The sequence below is a fragment of the Shewanella putrefaciens genome, from assembly GCF_016406305.1.
In the GTDB taxonomy this organism is placed as follows: Bacteria; Pseudomonadota; Gammaproteobacteria; order Enterobacterales; family Shewanellaceae; genus Shewanella; species Shewanella putrefaciens_C.
The window spans coordinates 3615167-3636471 of the sequence record NZ_CP066369.1 but is presented as its reverse complement, the minus strand read 5'-3'; the positions used below and the strand labels follow the sequence as shown (position 1 = coordinate 3636471).

General features: G+C 43.9%; 22 protein-coding genes. 13 read left to right on the top strand and 9 right to left on the bottom strand.

Annotated features, from left to right (window positions below):
• Window positions 1-51: 51 nt before the first annotated feature.
• Window positions 52-465, bottom strand: a complete 414-nt coding sequence (locus JFT56_RS15865) for a GNAT family N-acetyltransferase (protein WP_198780970.1) — start codon at window positions 463-465, stop codon at window positions 52-54.
• A 118-nt stretch (window positions 466-583) separates the two neighbouring features.
• Here JFT56_RS15865 and JFT56_RS15860 point away from each other — a divergent pair, with 118 nt between their 5' ends.
• From JFT56_RS15860 to kdsA, 4 genes are all read left to right on the top strand, one after another.
• Window positions 584-979 (top strand): SirB2 family protein, encoded by a 396-nt coding sequence (locus tag JFT56_RS15860; RefSeq protein ID WP_198780969.1) that lies wholly within the window; start codon window positions 584-586, stop codon window positions 977-979.
• Window positions 979-1767 (top strand): tetratricopeptide repeat protein, encoded by a 789-nt coding sequence (locus JFT56_RS15855; protein ID WP_198780968.1) that lies wholly within the window; start codon window positions 979-981, stop codon window positions 1765-1767. The genes JFT56_RS15860 and JFT56_RS15855 overlap by 1 nt, the downstream gene beginning before the upstream one ends.
• A gap of 146 nt (window positions 1768-1913) precedes the next feature.
• A complete protein-coding gene (locus JFT56_RS15850) occupies window positions 1914-3161 on the top strand; it encodes a DUF819 domain-containing protein (RefSeq protein WP_198780967.1) in 1248 nt (415 codons plus the stop codon).
• A gap of 57 nt (window positions 3162-3218) precedes the next feature.
• Entirely contained in the window at window positions 3219-4067 is an 849-nt protein-coding gene (kdsA, locus tag JFT56_RS15845) for a 3-deoxy-8-phosphooctulonate synthase (protein ID WP_198780966.1), read from the top strand.
• A gap of 209 nt (window positions 4068-4276) precedes the next feature.
• Here the strand turns inward: kdsA and JFT56_RS15840 are convergent, their stop codons facing one another.
• Window positions 4277-6049, bottom strand: coding sequence for a flavocytochrome c (locus JFT56_RS15840; protein WP_198780965.1), 1773 nt, complete (start codon window positions 6047-6049; stop codon window positions 4277-4279).
• A 224-nt stretch (window positions 6050-6273) separates the two neighbouring features.
• Here JFT56_RS15840 and JFT56_RS15835 point away from each other — a divergent pair, with 224 nt between their 5' ends.
• From JFT56_RS15835 to JFT56_RS15820, 4 genes are all read left to right on the top strand, one after another.
• Entirely contained in the window at window positions 6274-7302 is a 1029-nt protein-coding gene (locus JFT56_RS15835) for a porin (protein ID WP_198780964.1), read from the top strand.
• A 117-nt stretch (window positions 7303-7419) separates the two neighbouring features.
• Window positions 7420-8319 (top strand): LysR family transcriptional regulator, encoded by a 900-nt coding sequence (locus JFT56_RS15830; protein WP_332874924.1) that lies wholly within the window; start codon window positions 7420-7422, stop codon window positions 8317-8319.
• Between the two features lie 22 nt (window positions 8320-8341).
• Entirely contained in the window at window positions 8342-9568 is a 1227-nt protein-coding gene (locus JFT56_RS15825) for a DUF819 domain-containing protein (RefSeq protein WP_198780963.1), read from the top strand.
• Between the two features lie 133 nt (window positions 9569-9701).
• Window positions 9702-11249, top strand: coding sequence for an EAL domain-containing protein (locus tag JFT56_RS15820; RefSeq protein ID WP_198780962.1), 1548 nt, complete (start codon window positions 9702-9704; stop codon window positions 11247-11249).
• A 335-nt stretch (window positions 11250-11584) separates the two neighbouring features.
• Here JFT56_RS15820 and JFT56_RS15815 read toward each other — a convergent pair whose 3' ends face one another.
• The 3 genes from JFT56_RS15815 to JFT56_RS15805 all read right to left on the bottom strand — a co-directional run bounded on the left by JFT56_RS15815 (window position 11585) and on the right by JFT56_RS15805 (window position 13516).
• Window positions 11585-11923, bottom strand: a complete 339-nt coding sequence (locus JFT56_RS15815) for a P-II family nitrogen regulator (protein ID WP_198780961.1) — start codon at window positions 11921-11923, stop codon at window positions 11585-11587.
• A 156-nt stretch (window positions 11924-12079) separates the two neighbouring features.
• On the bottom strand, window positions 12080-13066 hold the full coding sequence (locus JFT56_RS15810) for a ketopantoate reductase family protein (RefSeq protein WP_198780960.1): 987 nt from the start codon (window positions 13064-13066) through the stop codon (window positions 12080-12082).
• Between the two features lie 87 nt (window positions 13067-13153).
• Window positions 13154-13516: a VanZ family protein gene (locus JFT56_RS15805; protein WP_198783609.1), complete on the bottom strand. Its 363-nt coding sequence runs from the start codon at window positions 13514-13516 to the stop codon at window positions 13154-13156.
• Window positions 13517-13679: 163 nt separating this feature from the next.
• Between JFT56_RS15805 and JFT56_RS15800 the strand changes: the two genes are divergently transcribed.
• The gene (locus tag JFT56_RS15800) at window positions 13680-14165 is read left to right on the top strand and encodes a YajQ family cyclic di-GMP-binding protein (RefSeq protein ID WP_198780959.1); all 486 of its coding nucleotides are present in this window, start codon (window positions 13680-13682) and stop codon (window positions 14163-14165) included.
• A 97-nt stretch (window positions 14166-14262) separates the two neighbouring features.
• Here JFT56_RS15800 and JFT56_RS15795 read toward each other — a convergent pair whose 3' ends face one another.
• The 4 genes from JFT56_RS15795 to JFT56_RS15780 form a co-directional block, all read right to left on the bottom strand.
• Complete coding sequence (locus tag JFT56_RS15795; RefSeq protein WP_198780958.1) at window positions 14263-15678, bottom strand: AmpG family muropeptide MFS transporter; 1416 nt, start codon at window positions 15676-15678, stop codon at window positions 14263-14265.
• Between the two features lie 186 nt (window positions 15679-15864).
• A complete protein-coding gene (locus JFT56_RS15790) occupies window positions 15865-16185 on the bottom strand; it encodes a hypothetical protein (protein ID WP_007645459.1) in 321 nt (106 codons plus the stop codon).
• Window positions 16186-16254: 69 nt separating this feature from the next.
• Window positions 16255-16839 (bottom strand): peptidylprolyl isomerase, encoded by a 585-nt coding sequence (locus JFT56_RS15785; RefSeq protein ID WP_198780957.1) that lies wholly within the window; start codon window positions 16837-16839, stop codon window positions 16255-16257.
• A gap of 27 nt (window positions 16840-16866) precedes the next feature.
• Window positions 16867-17439 carry a YajG family lipoprotein gene (locus tag JFT56_RS15780; RefSeq protein WP_198780956.1) on the bottom strand — a complete coding sequence of 191 codons (573 nt, stop codon included), beginning with the start codon at window positions 17437-17439 and terminating at the stop codon, window positions 16867-16869.
• Between the two features lie 154 nt (window positions 17440-17593).
• Between JFT56_RS15780 and JFT56_RS15775 the strand changes: the two genes are divergently transcribed.
• The 4 genes from JFT56_RS15775 (at window position 17594) to JFT56_RS15760 (ending at window position 21191) form a co-directional block, all read left to right on the top strand.
• Window positions 17594-18157: a porin family protein gene (locus JFT56_RS15775; RefSeq protein ID WP_198780955.1), complete on the top strand. Its 564-nt coding sequence runs from the start codon at window positions 17594-17596 to the stop codon at window positions 18155-18157.
• Window positions 18158-18364: 207 nt separating this feature from the next.
• The gene (locus JFT56_RS15770) at window positions 18365-19396 is read left to right on the top strand and encodes a DUF2804 domain-containing protein (protein ID WP_198780954.1); all 1032 of its coding nucleotides are present in this window, start codon (window positions 18365-18367) and stop codon (window positions 19394-19396) included.
• 45 nt (window positions 19397-19441) lie between these two features.
• Window positions 19442-20308 carry a sterol desaturase family protein gene (locus tag JFT56_RS15765; RefSeq protein ID WP_198780953.1) on the top strand — a complete coding sequence of 289 codons (867 nt, stop codon included), beginning with the start codon at window positions 19442-19444 and terminating at the stop codon, window positions 20306-20308.
• Window positions 20309-20546: 238 nt separating this feature from the next.
• Window positions 20547-21191 (top strand): hypothetical protein, encoded by a 645-nt coding sequence (locus JFT56_RS15760; protein WP_198783608.1) that lies wholly within the window; start codon window positions 20547-20549, stop codon window positions 21189-21191.
• The last annotated feature ends 114 nt before the right edge of the window (window positions 21192-21305 follow it).

Sequence of the window (21305 nt, the reverse complement as noted above, 5' to 3'; positions counted from 1 at the left end):
TTCGCGTGGGCGGTAACGAGTCTGTGCCGAAAAGCTGGGCCTAGGAATGCATCATAACGCTTTGACCATAAAGAATTTACTGCCGGTTTCTGGGTAGGCTTGTTGTATCCATTGCACATGGTAACCGTGGCGTTCGTAGAAGGGTTTGGCTTGAAAATCTAAAGTGTCGAGTAGGGCAAATTGGCAGCCACGTGCCTTGGCCTTGAGTTCTGCCTCCAATAATAACTGCGAACCGATTTTTTGATGTCTTAGGGATTCATCGACCCAGAGATAATCAATTAAAAACCAGTTGCCGAAGGTTTTTCCGCTAATGCCCGCTAACAGTTTGCCCTCTGAGTCCTGCAATTTCAGCCCGAGATTTTTACGGCTAAGCCCTTGCCATTGTACTTGATTAAAGGCGACGATTTTTTGTCTTACCGCTTCGGCAAAGTCGGTCGATTCATCGTCAATTAGCAGTAAATTCATTATTATTTCCTATCAATTTATGAATTGAATTGAGTGCGTTAATCTACAGCCTTAGGCATTGGTCTGGCGTAATGATTAGGGTAAACTAGCGCCTTTGTCACTGGCCATAAGTATCAAAATGGAAACTTTTTACAGTCTATATCCCGCGGTTAAGCATCTGCATTTAACCTTAATTGCCCTAAGTGTGCTGTTTTTTATCGTTCGTTTTGTGCTGCATTTACGTCAGTCTGCACTGATGGATAAGAAATTGGTCAAGATCGCTCCCCATGTGATCGACACTTTCTTACTGCTTTCGGGCTTAACCTTGTGTTTTATGATCAAGCAATATCCCTTTGTCGATCCTTGGTTGACCGAGAAAATTGGTGCAGTTGTGGCTTATATTGCCCTAGGCGTGATTGCGATAAAAGCGAATAGAAACAAACTTTTCAAAGTATTCGCCTTCCTCGGCGCTATAGGTTGGTTAGTCTACGCTGCTAAATTGGCGCATTTTAAACAAGCGGTATTATTGGGGTAATGGGTAAATACACTCTGCAAGATGGCATTTCATTGCCCGAGTCGGCATTGGATTTAGGTGCTCACCTTGGCTTTTCAAACCTTAAGGCGGCGCAGTGGGCTTGGTTTGAATTGGCGGGAGCCGTATTAAGTCATTACTTGGTTGATCAGCAGCAGCGGTTAAATGCACTGCTGCATTGGTTTTATCAAGATCTTGGTTTTTGCGTTCGAGACAATTACTTCAGTGTGGAAGCGGCGGACTTAGGCACTTGCCTTATCAGTAAGCAAGGCAATAGCACCACGCTTTCTATGGTATTGATGTTACTGGCAAAACAGCTAGATCTAGAACTTGAGCCGCTGTTATTACCGGGTAATACAGTGCTAAGAAGCAAGATTGCGAGCGAGGTGCGCTATCTCGATCCTTTAACGGGTAATGAGCTGACAAAACACCAATTACATGTGTTAGTCCGCGGTGAGTTAGGTAACTCGGCCGAGTTAAAGCCGAGTTATTTAAAGGCGGCATCGGTCAAAAAGCTGATTTCCCGCATGTTGCACGAGCTTAAAGCGGGTTGCATCGTTTCCCATCAATTTGAGGCGGCGATGGAATGCTGTAGCTTGTTATTGCAGTGGCATCCCGATGATGTGCACCTTAATCGTGAGCGCGCTTTTATTGCCCAGCAACTTGGCTGTATCAATGTGGCTGCCGCAGATTTGCAGCATTTTGTCGATAACAGCCCGCACGATCCGGTAATTGAAATTGTAAAAATGCAGCTCAAAGAGTTAAACGAGCACGCCGAGATCTATCATTAAAAGGAGAGCCTTTCGGGGCTCTTTCTTATTTATTGTTGAATTTAATACAAAAATAACACTGGGCAGATGGGAAGTTTGACTCAGGGCTGCAACATGCAGTTATAACCATAAATACAATAAACTGTACCAAACAGGGAGACATTAGCATGACAGGCACAGCATTAGTTACTAATGACGCGGTGGCGCTCGGGATACTCGCCACAATATTAGGTTTTGTTTTTTATACCAGTAGCAGTCATCATCCGTTCTGGCAAAAATTTTACCGTTTTATTCCAGCATTATTATTGTGTTATTTCCTGCCGTCATTGTTAAATACCTTTGGGGTGATAGATGGTCATACATCACAATTGTACTTTGTCGCGTCCCGCTATCTCTTGCCTGCTTGTTTAGTTTTACTGATTTTAAGCGTTGATTTAAAAGCTATTTTAGGTCTTGGCCCTAAGGCTGTGATCATGTTTTTAACGGGAACCGTGGGGATAGTTATCGGTGGGCCCATTGCGTTGCTTGCAGTGTCATTTATCGAGCCATCGCTGATTGGCGTCGATGGCCCAGATGCGGTGTGGCGCGGCATGACAACCCTTGCGGGGAGTTGGATTGGCGGCGGCGCAAACCAAGCTGCGATGAAAGAAATCTATGAAGTGGGCGGCAATATTTTCTCTGTAATGGTGACAGTCGATGTGATTGTGGCCAATATTTGGATGGCGGTATTGCTGTTTATGGCATCGAAAGCCAAAGAGATAGACGCAAAGACTGGCGCCGATACCTCAGCTATCGAGACCTTAAAAAACAAAGTTGAAAAATATCATGCTGAAAATGCGCGTATTCCTAACCTACGGGATTTGATGCTCATTGTTGCAGTGGGTTTTGGTATTACGGGTGTCGCCCATATTGCCGCGGATTTTCTGGGGCCATTTTTCGAGGCCAACTATCCTTGGACTGAGGATTACAGTTTTACCTCTAAGTTCTTCTGGTTAGTGGTCATAGTGACAACCATAGGTTTAGCCATGTCCTTCAGCCCGGTGCGCCACTTAGAAGCGGCTGGGGCATCTAAGGTTGCATCGGCCTTTCTCTATATTCTAGTGGCAACCATAGGTTTGCATATGGATGTCAGTAAAGTGCTCGACACGCCGCTGTACTTTTTGGTGGGCATTATTTGGATGATAGTGCATGCGGGCTTTATGTTATTGGTGGCTAAACTGATTAAGGCTCCTTTGTTTTATATGGCGGTGGGCAGCCAAGCCAACGTCGGTGGCGCTGCGTCGGCACCTGTCGTTGCGGCGGCATTTCACCCCGCATTAGCCCCTGTGGGGGTATTGTTAGCCGTATTTGGTTATGTTTTAGGCACTTATATGGCGTGGATTTGTGGTCAAATTTTACAGTTAGTTGCGGTATAGCCGCCTTAGCTCCTATTCACCGCTGGCAAGGTTCCAGCATTTTAGAGAGAAGTTGCGATGAGTAATAAAATCATAAGCTTAGGTTCAATCGAGATTGCAAACGATAAACCTTTTGTGTTGTTTGGCGGCATGAACGTGCTTGAGTCTCGCGACCTCGCTATGTCGATTGCTGAAACTTACGCCGAAGTGACCCAAAAATTGGGGATCCCCTATGTATTTAAGGCATCCTTCGATAAGGCGAATCGCTCTTCTATTAACTCTTACCGTGGTCCAGGCATGGAGGAAGGATTGAAGATTTTTGAAGAAATCAAGAAAACCTTCAACCTGCCACTGATCACCGATGTGCATGAAACCTACCAGTGTGCCCCCGTTGCCGAAGTGGTCGATATCATTCAGCTGCCCGCCTTCCTTGCCCGTCAAACGGATCTGGTTGTGGCCATGGCGAAAACCGGCGCCATCATTAACGTGAAAAAGCCGCAGTTTTTAGCGCCCCACGAGATGCGCCATATCATTACTAAATTTAATGAAGCGGGTAACGACGAAATCATCCTCTGCGAACGTGGTTCATGTTTTGGCTACAACAACTTAGTCGTCGATATGCTTGGTATGGATGAGATGAAACAATCTGGCTATCCAGTGATTTTCGATGCGACCCATGCGCTGCAACGTCCTGGCGGTCGTAGCGACTCAGCGGGTGGCCGTCGTGCGCAGGCGACAGAATTAGCCCGCAGTGGCATGGCATTAGGTTTAGCGGGTCTGTTTATTGAAGCCCACCCCGATCCCGATAATGCGAAGTGTGATGGCCCCTGTGCGCTGCCTTTACATCAGTTAGAAAATTATCTGAAGCAAATGAAAGCGATTGATGATCTGGTTAAATCATTCGAACCCATTGACACTAGTAAGTAAGCATAAAAAAGAGAGGTTGAATAACCTCTCAAAAATAGCAGGGGAGTTTTTAATGCTCGGGCAATAAAGTAAATTGCCAATATTTACGATGAAAAAGACGAAGGATAAGATGTATTTACTTAAATGAGATCTTAAGAATACATCTAAGGTAATACATATAAGTACAGATAAAATGAGAGACCTGTTGATCTCTCATTTTAATATCACCACTACTTTTGGTTTAGTGCGTGTTTTGCTGCATTTGTACCCGCAATTTTGCCAAAAATTACAGTGTCAGCGACGGCATTACCACCTAAGCGATTATATCCATGCACACCACCTGTGACTTCGCCCGCTGCAAATAAGCCAACCAACGGTTTACTTTGAATATTCAGCACCTCGGCTTTGGTATCAATTGCGACACCACCCATAGTATGGTGAATACCGGGAGCCACTTTTACGGCATAAAAAGGGGCCTTTTCTAGTGGTAATGGCATTTGTTCGCGAGCAAAATCTTCATCCTTACCTTGTTTAAAATAGCGATTGTAGTTTGAAATCGTTTTTTCTAATGCGTTTTCTTTCATACCTGTGATTTTTGCAAGTTCAGAAACCGTATTTGCTTTTTCCAGCATATTTAAATGGTCATATCCTTGAACCATTTTTGCTTTTTTATAAAGCTCATTATCGAAGACTAACCAAGCATATTGTTCAGGTTGTTTGAGAATGGCATCGGATGCTTTATCGCGAGTAGTTAATTCGCTGATAAAACGATTGCCATCTTTATTGACCATAATAGCACCTACACCCCGAACGGTTTCCGAGATTAAAATGCGGCTATCTTTTCCCACAGTCGGATGAGCTTGTACCCAATCAATATCTGTCATACTCGCACCGATTGCCTTGGCAAGTTCAATACCATCACCTGTTGAAGTGATATTGTTTGAACTCGTCATACCTTTAAATGTTGGGCGATAAAATGCGACCATTTCTTTGTTAAAACCATATCCTCCCGTCGCAAGAACAACTGATTTTGCTGCAACCATATAATGGCCGGAGTGTTTACCGTGGACGACAACGCCGACAATTTTTTGGTCTTCATCAATAACCAGTTTGACGACTTTAGAGTTGAGTCTTGTATCAACACCTTCATTTACAGATGCTTTTCTAAGTACATCGATAATATGTGGACCGACACTTAAACCACCAGATGGACGATGTGTTCTATCGACTCTAGCGCCGCCAGAACGCTTCAAATCGTCCATATTGGCGCCTAAAGATTCTAACCATTTAATACCATCAGCCGATTGCTCCGCTAATATTTGTACCAATTTAGGATCGTTAGCATATCGACCGCCTTTCATTGTATCTTCGACATACCATTCGATTTTATCATCGACTTTATGGTCTTTTTGCTGAGCAGTCCCGACGGCATTATATCCGCCTGCGGCGAGCATAGAGTTACCACCACTAAATGGCGCTTTATCGAGTAATATAACGTTAGCGCCTGCCTTTTTAGCGGCGATTGCAGCATTAAACCCGGCACTACCAGCTCCAACAACAATCACATCCGTTGTTTCTTTAGCGCCTGCAGCAATCGCTTTATTTATTGCCTCATTATCCCAACCCTTATCCCAAGGTTCTTTGGATTTTGCTTGATTAAAAGGCATGTCGAGCCCTTCAAATGAATGGCATTCGTTACAATATAGCTTTGGTTGTTCATGCCCTTTATGGCAAGAGGTACAGTTAATATCGCCTAAATGTGAAGAGTGTGGATCGATTTCTAGTTTAGGGTTTGCTAGTTTTGCATAATCACCATGACAGGATTTACATTGTTGATTTTCAAAAGTTTCACTATCACTTACCTTGTTAGGTGTTGCATGACAGGTTTTGCAGCCATCGATACTTTTATGAAAAGAGGCTAAATCATTTTTATTATCCGTAGCAGCCCATGATGAAGCCGTTAGAATTGAACATATAAATATGCTCAAATATTTTATTTTCATACATTTCTCCAGATGTGTCTTTATCAGTTTTATATCATGATAGTTATATTTCATCCTGAAATAGTGATGTTGCGCAATGAATCGATGTTGTTAAATATAATTTAATTGATTTTAAGTTATATTTAACTGTGTGAATTTGTTGGTTAGTTGTGATCTAAGGCTGAGATGTGTTGGATTAAATCACTAATATGGAATTGTTTTTATATTCTAAAAAGGTGATTTCAATGAAAACTGTTAAATATACTTGTCTTGGTGCAATTTTAATTTGTTCTACTCAAGTTGTATCTGAACCACTAGACTTTTATGGACGATTATGGCTTGGTGTTGCAAACTCAAGTAATGGTCTTTCTGGTAATGAAAAGGTTGATGGTTTTTCCCTTGAAAATTATGCATCGTATTTAGGCGTTAAAGGAGAATATGGTGTATATGATAATTTTAGTTTGCTATATAAATTTGAAGCAGGGATAGAAAGTTTTGATAACGATGATACCAATATTTTTAAACCGAGGAACTCTTACTTAGGTTTTAAAACTAATTATGGATCAGCTGTGTTCGGACGAAATGATACTGTCTTTAAAAGTGCTGAAGGAAAAGTGGATTTATTTAATATTACATCAAGCGATATGAATATGATCATTGCGGGTAACGATAGATTAGGTGATTCAGTAACATTGAATAGTGCTAAAGTTGCTGGTGTGACCATGGGTGTCAGTTATGTTTTTGATAAAGATTTTAATAAAAAAAATCCAGAACTATCTGATGAACAAAATAATTATGCAGTTAGCTTAACCTTAGGTGATGCATCACTTAAGAAAAATAATCACTATGTTTCAATTGCTTATGCGGATGGTTTGAATCTGCTAGAGGCAACGAGATTGGTCGGTGGTCTTTCCATTGCATCGGTAAAATTGGGTGCTATGTACCAACATTCAGAATCTAGTCTTTATGACAATATTAAAGGAAACTCTTATCTATTAAGTATGAGTGTTCCAATTGATAAATATGATATAAAGCTTCAATATTTAAAAGATGATGCAGGGCTTGGTAAAGTTACAAAAAATGCTGGAGCAGATCTAAAAACGTTGAAAGAAAGCGATGCAAGTCAATATTCGCTAGGTGTTGACTTTAAGGCTCAGAAGGATTTGACATTTGGGGTAGGTATTTCCTATTTTGATGGTGATTATACCGATGCCAAAGGACATACTGAGTTTGACGATACCCTTGTTTTTGTATCTACAAAATATCTGTTTTAATCAATATATAAAGCGGCCTAAATGGCTGCTTTATGAAAATTAGATACTTATCATGTTTACTTGTGAGGGTTTTGAACTATGATACTGCTAATAAATTGATTTTATCCCACGGAGTATATGATGCGGATAACACTAAGGCAGCTAATGATCTTTAAAGCCATACATTCTGAGAGGCAGATCTCAAAAGCGGCAAAAGTGCTTCATATGTCAACTCCTGCAGTAAGTATGGCGCTTAAAGAGTTAGAGAGCTCTTTAGGGTGTAGATTATTTGAGCGTGTTGCTGGTGGTTTGGTTGTGAATGCTCATGGTGAAATCATATTACCCTATGCAAATGAAATGCTCTGTAAAGGAAAGGAATTAGAGAATATATTTTCATTTTCTGAACATGGTATTAAGGGAACTCTAACTATTGGGAGCAGTAAAACTGCGGGTAACTATGTGTTATCTAAAAAAATCCCTTTATTTAAGAGTCAATATCCAGATGTAAAAATAAAACTAGTCATTGATAATAGCTTAGTTATTGAAAAAATGGTTTCAGAAAGGGAGCTTGATTTAGGCTTTATTGATGCAAAACCTGCGAGTAAAAATCTCATTTGTGAGCACTGGTTGCAAGATAATCTTTGTCTTGTGAGTGGTGCAACTCATCCTGCGGCTAGTGATGTAAATACAAAGGCATGGCTTAGTGAACAATTATGGATATTCGACCATGAGGCATCGCTTTCTCGAATTCGTTCAATTCAATTACTAAAAAGTTTAAATATTCATGTTCGTGATGAAATATGCATGTCAACAATAGGAGCAATTAAAAGGGCTATTGGAACTGGTATAGGTTTGAGTGTACTACCTATGTTAGCAATCGATGCTGAATTAGCTAGAGAGGACCTTATTTTATTGTCTGTGGATGGATGGGACTATAAAAGAACTTATTGGTCAATTCAGCGTGAAGGAGAAGAATTGTCTGCACTAAGCATGAGTTTTTTAGCTTTTAGTAAGCAGCCATATAACCCTCTGTGCTAATTATTCTAGTAGGTGAACTAATTTGCTTTCGTCAGATCTTGAAATAGGAGTTTTTTTAGTACTTTTACTATGGGGTGTTTTTTATACACACACATCATCGATAAATTTTTTCAAAAAATTTTACAAAATTTTCCCTTTAATGTTAGTGTGTTATATTTTTCCTGCTATTTTTAGCTCGTTAAATATTATTAATGCGAGTAATAATCATCTTAGCGATATGGCAAAAACACACTTTATGCCAAGTTGTTTATTTTTATTGATCTTAAGTACAGACTTTTTCGCTTTAAGCTTAGTGGGCAAAAAGCTACTGGGTATGTTTGTGTTAGGTGCTGTGAGCATTTGCGTCGGTGGTCCATTGAGCCTATGGCTTGGTTCTATATTTTTCCCGCATGAGCTTGCTTGGCAGGGAGATAATGCCGCATGGAAAGGGATGTCAACCTTGATGGCAAACTGGCTTGGTGGGACAGCTAATCAATTAGCAATAAAAGAAATTCATCATGTTGGTGATGCAATATTTGCAGTAATGATGGCAATTAATATTATTTTTTCCAGTATATGGATGGTGATATTACTTTTTATTGCTGAGCGTCAGGATAAAATCGATGATTTTCTTAAAGCTGATAAAAGTTATAGGCCGACATTTTGTACTGATGTTAAGCATAAAGTCATAGGTAGACGGGAAAGATATTATTGGATATCAATATTGATTGGGGTTTTATTTATGGTGATGTTCTTTAGTAAAGATCTGTCATCTATACTTGCTAAAACTACGGTTTACTATTTTCCCTCTTTATTTAAGTATAATCTTGCTTCTGAATTTTTTTGGTCAGTGTTAATTGCCACCTTTTTCGGATTATTATTTTCATTAACAAATGCAAGGCATGTCTTAGTTAAGGAAACACATAAAACAGCTCTTTTTTTGATCTACATTATGATTATGCTGATGGGATTGAATTTTGATGTTAGTGCATTGGGGGCTGCCCCTTACTACATTTGTATAGGATTTATTTGGTTTTCTATACATATCATCATCTTACTGATCTTTACTGTATTTTTTCGTTTACCTATCATGTATTTAGCAGTTGCGAGCCAATGCAATATTGGTGGTGCTGCTTCTGCACCCGTTATCGCTAGTGCTTTTCATCCAAGATTAGCTTCCGCAGCTGTATTGATGGCTGTTTGGGGCTACACTTGGGCTTCTTTATTTGCATGGTATATCGGCTTTTTAATGCAATCTATTCAACCCTAATATTTTGATTAATATAGATTGTTGTTATCTTGTTTTTAATCATGCTGAATGTCTTTAACTGTTTTTTGAGCATTTGCAAGATTCACGGTTAAACTACATATTGTTACAGCAATATAATAAGGGATTTGCTAGGATGCTGACCCGTTTAAACTTTATACAAAAAAGCATGCGCCAATTACTGAGCACTTTTAGCCTGACATTCAAGCAATGGGGATTATTGCTGTCGCTGCCCATTTTACTGTCCTTGGGGATAAGTTATGCCATCACTAACTATGTTGTGCATGACAAAGCGCGGGAAGTGGGAAACTTTAATTTAGAACGTCTTGATGAGTTATTGCTGCAGTCGGACGGCATTAGTGAATTTGCCATGACCCTCAAGGAAGGCGACTGTGGCAAACTCGGCGAGTATATGAAGTTTAGGCCCTATTATCGTGGCGTGCTCTTATTTAACGATAAAGCATTTTATTGCTCTTCAATGACAGGGGATATTGAGCTACCGCTTAATTCACTCTTGCCTGAGTATCAACTTAAGGACTCTGCCCGCTATATAGTGCCCGAAACCCCGGCTCGGCTAGGGGTTCCTGCCATTATCGCCATCTCTAAGGATGCACAGAGCCACCGTGGTGCCATTGTGGTGCTCGAAGGGCAGTATCTTATTGATAGTTTTATTCAACCTGAAGTATTTCCTCGTCCCGTTAGCACAGTTGTGCTTGGCATGCATGGGGCAACATTACCCAGTGTGCCTCAGTTCGGGGAGGGTGAAATCGTCACTGTATTGGCCGATGATAAGGAATTCCTCGTTTTATTGGAGGTGTCCAATGCATTCTTCATGCATTTCTTTTGGATTTATTTTGGGTTGTTACTGCCCGTGCTCTTTATCTTCGTCCTGTTGTTTGGGTTGTTGCTTTGGCGTAAAAATAGCCGCCATTCCCTCGTCGACGATATTCGTAGTGGGATAGAAAACCAAGAGTTCTTCTTAGTTTACCAACCCGTAATAGGCACTGAGGATGGTAAGGTTCAAGGGGTTGAGGCGTTAGTGCGTTGGCAACACCCACAAATGGGTTTAGTGCGACCAGATTTGTTTATTCACATTGCAGAGGAAAATCAGCTTATTGTTCCTCTTACGAATTATATCTTTGAGCGGGCGCTGGCGGATTTTGCCAATATGACTGTGGCCGCCGGGTTTAAAATTGGCTTCAACGTGGCCCCAGAGCATTTTACCCAGGATGATATCGAAGCTAAGTTTATACACCTGCGTGATTCACTCGCTCGTATTGGTGTTAAACCTCTGATTGAAATCACCGAGCGGCAGTTGCTGACAGTCGATATTTGCCAACGTATTGAAGGGTTAAGGCAATTGGGTATTTTAGTGGCAATCGATGACTTTGGAACAGGGCAAACCACTTTATCTTTGCTGCAAACCATGCAGCTAGATTATTTAAAAATTGATAAATGTTTTATCGATACCATAGGGCAGGAATCGGTGACTTCCCATGTGCTCGATACCATTATCGAGCTCTCCCACAAGATGAATTATGTTGTGGTGGCTGAGGGGGTTGAAACCCAGGAGCAGGCGGATTATTTAACCCATCGCCAAGTGCATTTTTTGCAGGGTTATCTCTTTGCTAAGCCAATGAAGCTAGAAGATTTAAAATTGTGGTTAGCGGCAGAGCGGAGCTAGTGCCGCGTTGATATGCAATAGTTCGGGGCATCTTGGTGCCCCGGATTCTATTACAGGCTGTAGCCTGTTTCTTGGTGCTCGGATAGGTCTAGGACTTAACCTCTTGCTCAGTGCTCAGCCCTCCCTGCATTTTGCGGATAATGACAAACAATAGTTAAGCCACTATGGCGGTATAGATGAATGTGGCTGCAATCCCGATGATTTGTGCCCCAAGCTGGTCAATCATAATGCGGTATTGGCCCCATTGACTTGTGCATTATCGGCCAAGGCGGTGGAAATGGTGCAGATAAACAGCGTCAAAGGTGCTTTGAGGCCGAGTTTTAGCGGGGATAAAATTATATTGCATCCACTCCTTCTTCCGAGGTGCGAATACGTACGACTTGCTCTAGAGCTGTCACAAAAATCTTGCCATCGCCCACTTTCCCCGTATGTGCAGCGGTCACAATGGCTTCGAGCACGGCTTCTTCCTGCTCGGCATGAATCGCGATTTCGAGCTTGATCTTAGGTAAAAAATCGACGGCGTATTCGGCGCCGCGATAGAGTTCGGTGTGTCCCTTTTGGCGACCGAAGCCACGAACTTCGGTGACTGTCATACCATGGACGCCAAGTTGAGTAAGGGCTTCGCGTACGTCGTCTAATTTGAAGGGCTTAATAATAGCGCTGACCAGTTTCAACTTTATTCTCCAGCAGACATAGGACTCAAGTTGAGCGGTTAAAGCAGGAATTGGGCCATAAGCATAAAGTTTTTATTATCATTGCGTTAACTTTCTATGCACCTAAGTAGTCTGAAATTTTGCTTTAAATGAGTGCAAATGGGAATAAAGTTGCCCTCATTTGGTGCATTCTTGGCGGTGTTTTGCTTCTAGCTGTTTAACTAATTCCCATAGTTGTGCATTGACTGGTGCACTTAAATTGTGCGCTTGCGCTCGTTCACAGATATAGCCATTGATTTGATCTATCTCTGTCCGCCTTTGGTGGGCAATATCTTGGTGCATAGAAGAATAGTTTGCCGCCGTGAGTTCGATAACACGGTAAACCCTTTCCTGCAAATTGTGTCTATCTAGGCTGATGCCATCATGGGCGGCGACATTTACTAGCTCATCGAGTATGTTGCTAATAGTGTCGCAAAACTCGGATTGGGCAAGTGCGCCATTATTGCAGCTATGGATGGCGGTTAAGGGGTTGATGGCGGCATTGACAGCAAGTTTTTGCCACAGGCAAGGAATGATGGCGTCCACCCATTCACTGCCGGGAATGGCATGTAACAGGGCATGACGGTAATGCTCACCGAGGGGGAGCCCTGTAAAATGACCGAACTGAGTGAGCCCTTGTCCGGTTTGTTTAATTTGCCAAGGGGCTTGGCGTAACACTCCTTGGGAAGTGGTTCCTAGGCTTAATCCTTTGCCATCCGCTTGCGCATCAATGAGCGGTGCCAGAGCTAAGTGAGGCCCCATACCATTATGCAGCAGTAAAATATGGCATTGGCTGGGTAGGTGCTTGAGTAAGGGCGAGAGCGCATCGAGCACTTGATAGGCTTTAACGCACACAATCAGCAGACGAATATTGTCGAGTGCATCGACCGCTAAGATAGGCACCGAATAGTGAATGGCTTGGGCCTGCTGCTGATCGCTATGTTGATTGCCATTTTGATAGTCATTGGCTGACACTAATGGGCTGAAGCTGAGTGTCTGCTCGCTAGAGCCGAGGGCATTGCGGCCGATAAAACCGACCTTCATGCCCGCAGCAACCAGTTGGCGACAAATCAGCTGCCCAACGGCACCTGCACCTAAAATGGCAATATCCACAGCTTGGTTCATCTTCACTGCTCCATCTTCACTGCTCCATCTCACTGTAATGGTCATATTTGCGGCCTTTTGCATTAGTGCCAGTGTGAAGTGTTTGGATTAATCTTCCCGCAACTGCGCGGCGCGGAAATATTTACCATAGGCCCAAAGGCTAAAGTAAAATAATGCGATACCCGTAAAATCGGCGAGCACATCACCTATGGATGCACTGCGATAGGGTAAACGGGATTGCACTAATTCAATCAGAATGGCATAACCGGCAAGCACTGAGGATAACCAATACCACCGAGGGCGAAAGGCCAGATAGGTGAGATAAGACAGGCAAAAGAAGCTGCCAAGATGGCCAATCTTATCGAGATTAGGGATGCTTTGCGAATAGCTCGGTCTGGAAAACACCAGATAACTGATCACAACAACGGCTACGGCTAATGCCAGTTTGAATAGGGTGTTTTTAGTTATCACAAATACGGTTTTATTATCTTCGAGTGGGGCAATAATAGGAAAATGCGCAGTCAAAGTCACCCATAAGCCGAGTTTTATCTTGCTGAGGGTGAAGTTAACCTTCAACTTGTAGTGGGGAGTCGGTAAACTATCGGCATTTATCATCACCTAAGGGGCGGCAACCATGCCTTCATTTGATATTGTGTCCGAAGTGGACGAAGTTGAGTTACGTAATGCGGTCGATAATTCTCGCCGTGAGCTCAGCAGCCGATTTGATTTTCGCGGTAAAGATGCCAGCATCGAATATAAAGACCATGTTGTGACGCTAACGGCGGAAGACGACTTCCAATGCAAACAACTCGTGGATATTTTGCGTACCCAGCTGAGTAAGCGAAATGTCGAACCCTCTACGATGGATGTAGATGAAAAGTCTGTCCATAGTGGTAAAACCTTCTCCCTGAAGGTGCGTTTTAAGCAGGGTATTGAAACCGATATCGCTAAAAAAGTCGTTAAGATGATTAAAGACAGCAAGCTTAAAGTACAGTCCTCTATCCAAGGTGACACTGTACGGGTAACGGGTAAGGCCCGTGATGATTTGCAAGCGGTAATGGCCTTGATGCGTCAGTCAGAACTGGGGCAACCTTTTCAATTCAATAACTTCCGTGATTAACTCTGCTTGATGCAGGCTTAACTCTGGCATAAAAATAAAGCCCCCAATGCTAAGCATTGGGGGCTTTTTGTTAGGAATGTGGTGCCTCAGTGACAGGCTAAGTCTCTGATTTATTGATGTTGTCCTCAGCGTCATTCATTAACGATGTACTTGGGTGCGGCGCATACTTATTGACTAAGACAATTAAAAACAACACGGGAAAGCCGATCACACTGGCGGCGACAAAGAAGTTCACATAGCCAAAAGCATCGACATAGGCGCCAGAGAAGCCGGCAATAAACTTAGGAAATAACAACATGATAGATGAAAGTAGCGCATATTGGGTCGCACTGTAACCACTGCTCGTTAGGCTCGATAGATAGGCAATAAATGCCGCTGTGGCTATCCCGGCACTGAAATTATCGACCGAAATCGCAAAGGTTAAAAAGGGCACGTCATAGCCAATCACCGCCTGCCAGGCGAATAACAGATTGGTGACGGCCACCAGCAAAGCGCCGAGGAAGAGGATTTTCATAGTACCAAAGCGGGCTAGCAGTACACCGCCGAAGGCGGCGCCGACCAAGGTCATGATCAAACCGTAGATTTTACTGAGATAGGCAATTTCTTCCTTAGTGAATCCCATATCGACATAGAAGACGTTCGCCATAATCCCCATCACAATATCCGAGATCCGGTAGCAGGAAATCAGCAGCAAAATAAGGATTGCACTGCGGCCATAGCGCTTAAAAAAATCGATAAAGGGCAGCACACTGGCGGTATAAATCCATGAAATACTGGCGGCAACAGGTTTAGGATAACTGGCGCTTAGACGTTGTTTTAATGCGAGTTCGGTTGCATCGGCGGCGCGGGTGTCGACCTTGGGCTCGCGGCTAAAGAGGGTGGTTAATATCCCAATCGACATTAAGCCCGCCATCACTAGGTAGGATGTTTGCCATGCCACTAAGTTGTATGCCGTGTTACCGGGTTCAACCCAGGCCGCTATGGTGAGCGCACCTGCGGTGGCGACTATCATGGCGCTGCGATAACCCACTTGATAGGCGGCGGCTAATGCGGCTTGCATCTTCTCCGGCGCGGATTCAATCCGAAAGGCATCGATCACTATATCTTGGGTGGCCGAGGCAAAGGCAACCATAAGTGCGAAAACGGCGAGGCGTTCGAGATCTTTTAAGGGATCGCTGAACGACATTCCGAGAATAGCGACAACCAATAGCAGCTGGGCAAATAATATCCAACTGCGCCGCCGTCCCAAAAAGCGCGTGAGCAAAGGCAGAGAAAGCCTGTCAACTAAGGGAGACCAAGCCCACTTAAAGGCATAGGCTAAGGCTATCCAACTGAAATAGCCGATAGACGTTCGGTCGACCCCAGCCTCGCGTAACCAAAAGGACAAGGTTGAAAACACGAGCATTAAAGGCAGGCCTGCGGAAAAACCAAGCAGTAGCAAGATTAACACGCGCTTATGGTTGTAAACGCTTAAAGCATTGAGAGTACGTTGAATAAAACCTGGTGCGGACATAAGCATAAGCCGAAGAATCGAATCCGCCTAGCTTACGGGCAAGGTGCTATTGGGTTCAAGGACTAACTTTGGGCGCATATGGCTCGCGTCCATATTTTGTAGGGGCGGATCTCGCCTGCGCTGCGCTACTTGGCATAAAAAAAGACTCAGCAAGCTGAGTCTTTTTAGGGCGATGTGATTTGAACACTAAGGTCGAATACCGATACAACCCGCTGGCATTCGGCCCCCTAAACTGAGGAAGTCACAGCAATCATCAATGTGTTTACGCAGATAATGATTGCCGCGGATCATCCAGTCTGGCCACTTGTTAAAACTGTGGAGCACATGCCAAAACACTTTTTCTGTTTCCGTTTGCGCTTCGCCTGTCGGGACTAGCTGTTGCCATTCCTCAAGGGTATCCCAAAGATAGAGCTGGACTTCATGGAAATCGAGTTCGTCGCTCAAAAACGCTTTTCCATACAGCGCAAGTTGGGGCGCTTTATTATCGATGAATTCTACTACCGTCATCGTTGCCTCCTTTCTATTGCTCCCTGAGTATAGGTGTTGAATTAGCGCTTTTGCTCGAATTTTTTTGGATTATTTTTTCGGGAGTAATTTTGCTGTTTTTAAAATAATGGGAGTGACTGGGACATCGGGCCAATTGAGTTTGGCGTTGGTCGTGGTTTCGACCACGGCCATTGCCTCTAATACGGTTTTTCCTTCGATGATTTCGCCAAACACAGCATAACCCCAACGGCGTTTCGACGGGTCGAGTTTAGTGTTGTCGGCCACGTTGAAATAAAACTGGCGAGTCGCCGAATGGGGTTCATTATCCCGAGCCATGGCAATAGTGCCCATGCTGTTGGTTAAGCCATTACCCGATTCGTTAACGATTGGCTTGCCGGCTGGTAGCTCCTCTAACTTGGTATTTAGTCCGCCCCCTTGCACCACAAAGTCACTGATCACGCGGTGGAAAATGGTGTTGTCGTATTCGCCTTTGACAACATAAGTTAAAAAGTTATCGACGGTAATGGGCGCGCGGGTTCTATCTAGCTCGACCACTATTTTGCCTAAACTGGTATCAAACTCGACTTGGGGATAGAGAGTGTCGGGCTGAATGTCGACAGCCCAGCTACAGTGACTGGCGCCTAGGAGTAAGAGTGCAGATATCCAACGAAGCATTTTGATTTCCTTATTAATTGCTGAGCATTACTGTTGTTGCTGCAAAAATTGGTTGAGTTCAGGGTCGTTTAAAATTTCCCCTGTGAGCTGGCCAAGAAGCTTATTCATATCCAGTTCTAGGGTGGCAAAATCCGGTGTTAAAGGGCCTTTGAGTACGCCTTTTGCCTTGTAACGCTTAACCAGTTCTTGGGTTGCATTGCGAGCCTGTACCGAAATTAAGATGCTGTGCTTTGCTTCATAGCCGAAGGTGTTTTTGGTCACATCCATCTGTAATTCTGCCAATTGAATTTGGACAGAATGGGCGGCACTGGGATCGATTTGGTAGCCCGCCTGTGTAAACCCATTGCGAAACACTTCATCGAGTTGCAACTTAGGCGGTTCGCTCGGGCCCACTAAGCGTGTCTTAGTGCCTTCTTCTATAAAGCTGGCCACATAGTCGACATTACGAGTATCAATAGTGTCGAGTGAAATCGAAATAGGTCTAGGTGTTTGTTGGCTGACATCGGGCACTTGGGGACTGAAAGCCATATGGGTTGGATTTTGGCTTGCGCAGCCCACGAATAGCAGGGGAAAAGTTAAGGTCAGTAATAGCCGTTTCATGGGATCTCTCGTGCAAATATAAAGTGGCTACAGCATACCAGAAATCACTTTTGATGCCACGGAGCACTTTTTTAAGGGCGCTTAGGTTCAGTTGCGATACAGGATGGAGGAGTATGATGAACGCTTTTAGAGCTGTAGATAGGAAAGCCGAAAGATGAAAAAATGCTACTTAATATTGGGAGTTTTAGCCCTAGGCATGAATGTTGGGATGTTTAGCCTTAATGCCAATGCTAACGAGTCCTCACACATTTTGGGCGGAAGTTTAGGTTACGGTAGCCAAGAGCTTAAAGCGAAAAGTGGCGATTATGATGCGGGCGATAGTTTTACGAGTGACATTTATTATCGCTATATGCTCAATGAACATTTTGGCATTGAAGCTGGCTATTTTGCGGGGACGGGCGGGGTTGTTAGCGCGTTTAGCGAGGCCATAGGCGACATTAAAAACCTGAGTTATCAAGGTGTTCGTGGGGCTGTGTACGGTGAATATGCATTGTCTAGTGGTAACAGTCTTTATGCTAAGGTCGGTACTGGTTATAGCAAAGTGAGTTATGAAGTCGGGCAGCAGGATAAAGACTCAAATGACATGGGTTTTTATGGTGCTGCGGGATGGCAATACCGCTTTAAATCCGGTTTAGGCCTTAATGTTGAATATCAATATGTGCCGATGGACGAGTTGCAAGTGCAGGGCGTCAGTTTGGGTATGAGCTATCGTTTCTAAGATGAGTGTTAAGCGCCTTTAAGGCGCTTTTTTTTTGCTTATATTTTAAACGTGCGAGATTAAATAGTGTGGCGTTCTATAACAAAGTTACAACAATTTGATGTTGCACTCTTTTAATGCAGAGGGGGACAGGTTAGAGTAAAAATTCAACGTTGAATTAGAGCGCATTTATGCTCCAAATTACTTATGCAAGCGCAAGGCGAAGTCATGTTACCCATCACCACTCAAATTGCCCCTGATAGTTTAATCAATCCTAAAGGTGTCCCGCATTTCGGTCATTTCGATGGCATAGTTAAGTCCTTAGGTGTGGCCAATTTTGCCTATTTTGACACTATGGATAGACCCGCTTCGGCCTGGGCAAGACGCTTTGACTACAAACAATTCCAGTTCGTTTCCTTGGTTACACCCAGATACGTGATTGGCGTAGCGCTGGCCGATATTGCCTATCTTGGCAGTGCTTTTTGCTATATATATGACATAAAAAACAATCGTTTAACCCAGCAAAGCTGGCTAAAACCCTTAAGGTTTGGCTATCGGATGAGCGCCTCTCCCGCCAATGGCAAGAGTGGCATTGGCCGCAAAGGGGCTGGGTTTAGTTTTGAGATAGTCGATGGTGGGTGGCGCTTGCTCCTCGATACGCAACACCTTCAAGCCGACCTTAAGTTGCAGCCAGCGCCACTCAGTTTACCTATGGCGATGTGCAGTCCAACGGGTTACAACGGCTGGACCTATACGCAGAAACACAATGGCCTCACCGTTAAAGGCAGTTTGACCGTTGAACATGAGCCACAGCCACTCAATCAAGCTTTAGCAGGATATGATTTTTCGGCGGGTTTTATGCGCCGCGATACCAGTTGGCGCTGGGCTTCGATTAACGCCCAAATCGAGGGTGGCATTATGGGGCTTAATCTTGCCGCGGGAGTCAATGAAACCGGCGCCAATGAAAATGTCTTTTGGATTAATGGTGAGCGACATTTACTTGGGCCTGTCCAGTTTGAATTTGACCGTCATGCCAGCCAAGGGGCTGAAGTGTGGCGCATCTATAGCCATAACGGGCAAGTCGAGCTGCAGTTTTCAGCTAGGAACTGTCGTAGCGAAAAACGCAATTTGCTCCTACTAAAGAGCAATTTTCGCCAGTATATCGGCCATTTTAGCGGCACTATTATCGATAATCAGGGACGACGCCATTCGTTGAATAATGTACTTGGTTTAACCGAAGATCATTACGCTCGTTGGTAATTAATCTCGTAGACAATAAATAATAATAAAAATAGGAAAAATCATATGGATATCGCCGCATTAATTCAGCATCCCGAAGTGCTGTTATTAGTCTTAGCTCCGATTTTTTTCGTGTGTATTTTGCTGGAATGGTATTTGGGTGATAGGCAACAAAAACTGCCCTTGAGTGCAGGTTATCGCGGCCCTGAAGTACTCTGTAATTTTAGCCTTGCGGCCATGCACCAAGGCGCCGATCTGCTTACCGGTTTGCTGATCGCTAAGCTATATCTCGCGGTCTTTGGTTGGAAACTCTTCGATATTGAAATGGGTCCCCTCAGTTTTATCGCCCTAATGGTCGCGCAGGATTTTTGTTATTACTGGTTTCACCGGGCGAGCCACCGAGTACGTTGGATGTGGGCGGCACATGTGGTCCACCATAGTTCTGAAAATATGAATTTTAGCACTGCGTTTCGCCAGAGTTTAATGTACCCCTTTGCCGGTATGTGGATCTTCTGGTTACCGCTGGTGATAGTCGGTTTTGATCCTAATTGGGTGGTTTTTGTGGTGTTACTCAATCTTGGTTTGCAATTTTTTGTGCATACCCAAGCCGTTAAATCCCTTGGCCCCTTGGAATGGATTTTTAACACCCCATCACACCATAGAGTTCACCATGGCCGCAACCCACAGTATATCGATAAAAACTATGCAGGGATTTTGATCATTTGGGACAAGCTCTTTGGGACTTTTGAGCTTGAGGTTGACACTGTGATTTACGGCATCACTAAACCGATAAACAGTTTTAACCCCCTAAAAGTCACTTTTAGCGAATGGCGCGACATGTTCACTGAAGTGACGGCGACGGGATTAAGCCTTAAGCAGAGGTTGCAGGTCCTCTTTGCTCCCCCGGCGGCGACCGTCAAACACGACGACTAAATTCTGCAGGTTCTGCTACGGTAAAGTTTAGCTACGAGAAAGTTTGTCTACGCACAAGCTCAGTTCCGTATAAGCTCAACCATCAAGCGCTATCAATAAATAGTCTAAATGGCTAATGGTGCAAGGGCATTTGCACCGTTAGGCTAGGGTTCTTTTTTGTGTGGAGAACAAAAAATGTACAGCGCCAGGCTTTGGTGGTAGTTTTTTGGATAAGTCTCTCGTTTTAGGTGATGGTCGTATGGTGGATGAACCCCATTTATCCCTAGAGGAATTAGCTTGTTTTAGGGAGTTATTTACCCCTACACGGCTCGATAGTGGATTGAGCCGAGATAATTTCCCTCAAGAGCCTATGGTCAACCATGTGTTGACTGTATCGACTGAGGTTCCGCAGGTGATTGCCTCTATTTTAGGTAAGGCCAAATTGACCTTACTCGCTGAAGTCGGCCCCTATAAACTTTGGTTCCCCCTGTGCCTGAAAGTGGATGATTTTGGACAACTGCAACCGACATTAGGTGTGCCCGAAGTGTTAGATGCATCGGGCGTCGAACGTAGCTGGCGTTTAACTCAGGCCGAAGATGTGTGGATATTTGACCATGATCAGGGCGAGCAATGGTCAGTGGTATCCCTATCGAGTTCGGGAATGGCTATTCGGGCTAAGTCGCAGCAACAATTCACCCAATTGCTTGGGAGTAAAGATTTACAATTGCAGCTTCCCGATGGTGAGACTCTGCGAGTGGATATCGAGCCCATCCGCAGTGAGAAGGGCTTAGCCATAGTGAAATTTCAAGCTGAGGCCGAAGAGCGTGAGGCGCTACGTCAGTTCCTGTTTAATCGTCACCGTAGCCAACATGCTAAACTTTACGCCAGTGTACAAGCCAAGTGATTCGGCGCTGTTAGAGAAAAATCATTGAATTGTAAAATATCCTCGCGCCCCTTCAGATCTTTTCTTATTGAGCCGCTTTTCCGTGATCCTAACCTGCCAATCTGCCCTGTGATG

What these genes read in the sequence shown, in the direction of transcription:
- JFT56_RS15865 (WP_198780970.1), bottom strand. Translation starts at nt 465, where the DNA reads ATGAATTTACTGCTAATTGACGATGAATCGACCGACTTTGCCGAAGCG.
- JFT56_RS15860 (WP_198780969.1), top strand. Translation starts at nt 584, where the DNA reads ATGGAAACTTTTTACAGTCTATATCCCGCGGTTAAGCATCTGCATTTA.
- JFT56_RS15855 (WP_198780968.1), top strand. Translation starts at nt 979, where the DNA reads ATGGGTAAATACACTCTGCAAGATGGCATTTCATTGCCCGAGTCGGCA.
- JFT56_RS15850 (WP_198780967.1), top strand. Translation starts at nt 1,914, where the DNA reads ATGACAGGCACAGCATTAGTTACTAATGACGCGGTGGCGCTCGGGATA.
- kdsA (WP_198780966.1), top strand. Translation starts at nt 3,219, where the DNA reads ATGAGTAATAAAATCATAAGCTTAGGTTCAATCGAGATTGCAAACGAT.
- JFT56_RS15840 (WP_198780965.1), bottom strand. Translation starts at nt 6,049, where the DNA reads ATGAAAATAAAATATTTGAGCATATTTATATGTTCAATTCTAACGGCT.
- JFT56_RS15835 (WP_198780964.1), top strand. Translation starts at nt 6,274, where the DNA reads ATGAAAACTGTTAAATATACTTGTCTTGGTGCAATTTTAATTTGTTCT.
- JFT56_RS15830 (WP_332874924.1), top strand. Translation starts at nt 7,420, where the DNA reads ATGATGCGGATAACACTAAGGCAGCTAATGATCTTTAAAGCCATACAT.
- JFT56_RS15820 (WP_198780962.1), top strand. Translation starts at nt 9,702, where the DNA reads ATGCTGACCCGTTTAAACTTTATACAAAAAAGCATGCGCCAATTACTG.
- JFT56_RS15810 (WP_198780960.1), bottom strand. Translation starts at nt 13,066, where the DNA reads ATGAACCAAGCTGTGGATATTGCCATTTTAGGTGCAGGTGCCGTTGGG.
- JFT56_RS15800 (WP_198780959.1), top strand. Translation starts at nt 13,680, where the DNA reads ATGCCTTCATTTGATATTGTGTCCGAAGTGGACGAAGTTGAGTTACGT.
- JFT56_RS15795 (WP_198780958.1), bottom strand. Translation starts at nt 15,678, where the DNA reads ATGTCCGCACCAGGTTTTATTCAACGTACTCTCAATGCTTTAAGCGTT.
- JFT56_RS15790 (WP_007645459.1), bottom strand. Translation starts at nt 16,185, where the DNA reads ATGACGGTAGTAGAATTCATCGATAATAAAGCGCCCCAACTTGCGCTG.
- JFT56_RS15785 (WP_198780957.1), bottom strand. Translation starts at nt 16,839, where the DNA reads ATGCTTCGTTGGATATCTGCACTCTTACTCCTAGGCGCCAGTCACTGT.
- JFT56_RS15780 (WP_198780956.1), bottom strand. Translation starts at nt 17,439, where the DNA reads ATGAAACGGCTATTACTGACCTTAACTTTTCCCCTGCTATTCGTGGGC.
- JFT56_RS15775 (WP_198780955.1), top strand. Translation starts at nt 17,594, where the DNA reads ATGAAAAAATGCTACTTAATATTGGGAGTTTTAGCCCTAGGCATGAAT.
- JFT56_RS15770 (WP_198780954.1), top strand. Translation starts at nt 18,365, where the DNA reads ATGTTACCCATCACCACTCAAATTGCCCCTGATAGTTTAATCAATCCT.
- JFT56_RS15765 (WP_198780953.1), top strand. Translation starts at nt 19,442, where the DNA reads ATGGATATCGCCGCATTAATTCAGCATCCCGAAGTGCTGTTATTAGTC.
- JFT56_RS15760 (WP_198783608.1), top strand. Translation starts at nt 20,547, where the DNA reads ATGGTGGATGAACCCCATTTATCCCTAGAGGAATTAGCTTGTTTTAGG.